This is a genomic window from Clostridium sp. AF37-5 (assembly GCF_003477605.1).
GTDB lineage: Bacteria > Bacillota > Clostridia > Lachnospirales > Lachnospiraceae > Eubacterium_F.
In genome coordinates this window covers 1-3,386 of record NZ_QUDR01000046.1, presented here as the reverse complement: position 1 = coordinate 3,386, position 3,386 = coordinate 1, and the positions used below count along the sequence as shown (strand labels likewise).

Annotated in this window: 4 protein-coding genes; 2 read left to right on the top strand and 2 right to left on the bottom strand. The window is 38.2% G+C overall.

Annotation, left to right across the window (positions count from 1 at the left end; all coding sequences use genetic code 11):
- Positions 1–81 precede the first annotated feature (81 nt).
- Positions 82–339 (bottom strand): hypothetical protein, encoded by a 258-nt coding sequence (locus DW019_RS15235; RefSeq protein ID WP_182431167.1) that lies wholly within the window; start codon positions 337–339, stop codon positions 82–84.
- Entirely contained in the window at positions 326–718 is a 393-nt protein-coding gene (locus DW019_RS15230; RefSeq protein WP_182431166.1) for a hypothetical protein, read from the bottom strand. Before DW019_RS15230 ends, DW019_RS15235 begins: the two co-directional genes overlap by 14 nt.
- A gap of 198 nt (positions 719–916) precedes the next feature.
- On the opposite strand from DW019_RS15230, the gene DW019_RS14675 reads away from it, so the two are divergent.
- Positions 917–2,557 carry an endo-1,4-beta-xylanase gene (locus tag DW019_RS14675; RefSeq protein ID WP_243024170.1) on the top strand — a complete coding sequence of 547 codons (1,641 nt, stop codon included), beginning with the start codon at positions 917–919 and terminating at the stop codon, positions 2,555–2,557.
- 250 nt (positions 2,558–2,807) lie between these two features.
- Positions 2,808–3,386, top strand: a 579-nt coding sequence (locus DW019_RS14670; RefSeq protein WP_182431165.1) for a UPF0236 family protein, incomplete at its 3' end; no start/stop codon positions are given.

The following is a 3,386-nucleotide window of genomic DNA, read 5'->3' as shown; positions in this document are numbered from 1 at the left end:
CACAGGCTTATAGCCGCAGAGGAAACCACCAGCTGAGCTGGTGGTCATGATTAATCTCCCCATCGTTCAAAAAATATGACGTTAATGGTAAGTTTGTGAGTTTTGCAAACTCTTTAATAAATGACGAACCTCTGGTGAGATTATTGTATTTTCTTTTTGCAAATATACAGGCCTTGCATCAAGCTGGGATTTCATAATCCGGAATGATTCCTCAATTCTCCAAAGGTTGTGGTAGGCTTCATATATGTCTTTATCAGACATGGAAAGTTCTGACGTGACCAGCATGTTATATCCTGCAAGTTCAAGAGATTTTTTTATGAGTTCTTCATTCAAAGTCATCAATGCATTCCTTGATTCGATACAGAACATCGCCCTTGGCATTTTTAACATCTCTATAATCATTTGGCAGGAGTACCCATGTTTTTTCTTTTTCCGGAAGTTGCTTTACGGACTTTGAAAAGATATACCTATCACCATTTTTAACCGCATGAAAAATGTTTTCAGAGCAGTTAAGCCCCTTATCTGCAATCTGTATGGTTCTTCCTGATACAGAATTTCTTGTTTTGAGCTCATCAATGACATTTCGAATCACTGGCTTTTCACTTTGATTTCCCGGAAACAGTTTCATGCCTATAGGAATCTGATTTGCATCAAGAAGAAGTCCAAGACCAACGATGGGTTCTTTGTTTTTTTTAAGAAATATGCCATAAAAATGCACCCTCTTATAGTACAACACCATAGCACTATAAAAGCAAGTATAAAATAAAAAATTTGTCAAGTTTTTTTGAATAAGAAAAAATATAGTGCTAAATACTAAAGACGGGAATAGTACAGTAAAAGAAAAGAATAGTATATTTTTGATTTGTTCAAATTATTTTATACTAGAGTAAAATAAATAAGAAGGAGGTTTTTTGCAATGAGCAAAAACAGGATTTACCGTGTGGCATGTAGTGTATTGCTATGCATATTGATGTTGGGGTCAATTTTAGTGCCAAGTAGTAGTGATAAGAGGAGTTCGGCAGCTTCGAGCAGTTTATTAAGTACGTATGGTTCTTTATTTGGAAGATCAGGAAACTGCGTATCATTAAGCCAGTTGCAGAATTCGAGTACATTGGCACACATTAAGTCACAGTACAACAGTATTACATTGGAGAATGAGATGAAACCAGACGCATTGTTGGGTTATTCTCCATCCTTGATTACAAGAGACTCCGCAAAGAATCTTGGATACTATGTATCCGGTTCCTTTACAGAATCCTATGTGCCAAAAATCAATTTTGACACGGTAGACAAAGTTTTGAAAATTTGCTATGAGAACGGAATTGGGGTTCGTGCTCATACACTTGTATGGCATAGCCAGACACCAGATTGGTTTTTCCGTGTAGGATATTCTACCAAATATGGTTATGTATCACAGGATCAGATGAACAAACGTATGGAGTACTACATTAAGACTGTTATGAACCACGTATACACAAGCAAGTATGGTAGTTGTGTATATGCTTGGGATGTAGTAAATGAGTATCTTCATGCAACAACATCCGGTTGGGAGAAGATTTATGGTGCGCGTACAACAAGACCAGCTTTTGTAAAACGTGCGTTCCAGTATGCATATGATTGTATCAAATACTTCGGTTTAACAAATAAAGTAAGTCTTTTCTATAACGACTTCAATACATACATGGAAGTAAATGATGTAATCACAATGATTAATTACATCAACTCAGATGGCAAGATTTGTAATGGTGTGGGTATGCAGTCTCACCTGTCAACATCATATCCAAGTGTGGCTTATTATACACAGGCAGTTCAGTCCTTTGTAAATGCAGGTTTTGAAGTACAGATTACCGAGTTGGATGCAACCAACAAAGGAGATCAGGATTTGGCAAATTATTTGTACAGTCTGATGAAGAATGTGATTAGTATTAAGAAAGCCGGAGGAAAGATTACAGGTCTTACTATTTGGGGACTAGCAGATGATGTAACCTGGATTAAAGGACAAAAACCATTGTTGTTCTCTACCATTGGAAATCCAAAAACTGCATATTGGTCTGTTCTTCAGGCGTATAAGGATTCGGGAGTGACTCAGGCAACTGTAACACCAAGCAGTTCAAGTTCTACTATCAGCAATGGCTGGTACTACATCAAGAATGTTAATGCACAAAAATATCTTCAGGTTAAGAATAATCAGGGAGGAAACAGCGTTAACGTTGAAATCGGAACTGGAACAGGTGTTCGGGGACAGAAATGGTATGTGACTAATACCAGTGATGGTTACTTCACATTGAAGAATGGTAATGGCTACATGTTGGATGTACAGTATGGTGCAAACAACGATGGCCAGAATATTCAGACATATTCTGCAAACAATGCAAATGCACAGAGATTCAAAGCAGTTAAGATTGGTAATTCCAATGCATATGGTATCGTTACAAAGATTTCCAGTGGTAAGAAAGCATTAGATGTATATAACTGGAGCAAATCCGATGGAGCAAATGTATGTCAGTGGTCATACTATGGAAATGCTAATCAGCAGTGGATTTTCGAAAAATGCTAAGATAGACCATAGAAAGAAGATCTTTATACAAAAAACCAATATATGGTGCAAAATGGCCGGGTGGACAAATGTTCATCCGGCCATTGCTCTTTTGGAGGTGGAGTCTTTGCTGATATCAAACATTTGTTAGTGTATAATTTTCATTGGCAAAAATAAGTAATTAAAAAGGGAAGAAGGAAATTCCCTCTTCCCAATCATACAGTTTTTCTTTATTATGTTAGTTGCGAAAAAAACAGATAAAGGAGACTGTATGATGAAATCTATTGTAGACGAAAACTTAGTATCTTTCAAGATGTTGGAGCAAAAAATATATGATTATGTTTGTGAATTTGGTCGCCTGATCACCCAGCAGGTCCTTGAATCCTATGATGCCAAGTTGGCAGAAAGCCGTGACAAAAAGACCTATCGAGGAAAAGGAAAGCGGAAAACCAGTATCAAAACCGTGTACGGCGAAGTGGAGTACAGACGAACGGTATATCGCACAAAAACCAAACAGGGAGAAACGGCATATGTCTATCTGCTGGATGAAGCCATGCAAATGGATAAGACCCACGCAAAACAGGCATCAACCATTGGCTTAATAATAAGCTGGCGATGTCATAAGTGCTTTTCAGCAGATTCACCTGCTAGTTTCTTTTCGTCACGATACTTACCAAAATGCTTGACCATCTCAGTAGGAGAGACACTGGCTATGGCAGACCACACGCTGTTAGATCCGTCCTGGTTTGCATATGATACGCCGGGACTGTGGAATAATTATACCCACAATGGACTGCTGTATCTGTATACCCCGGACGGGGAACAGAAAAGCCGGTGGATCCAGATGATC

Coding starts and splice junctions, on each gene's coding strand:
- DW019_RS15235 (WP_182431167.1), bottom strand. CDS start 339: ATGACTTTGAATGAAGAACTCATAAAAAAATCTCTTGAACTTGCAGGA.
- DW019_RS14675 (WP_243024170.1), top strand. CDS start 917: ATGAGCAAAAACAGGATTTACCGTGTGGCATGTAGTGTATTGCTATGC.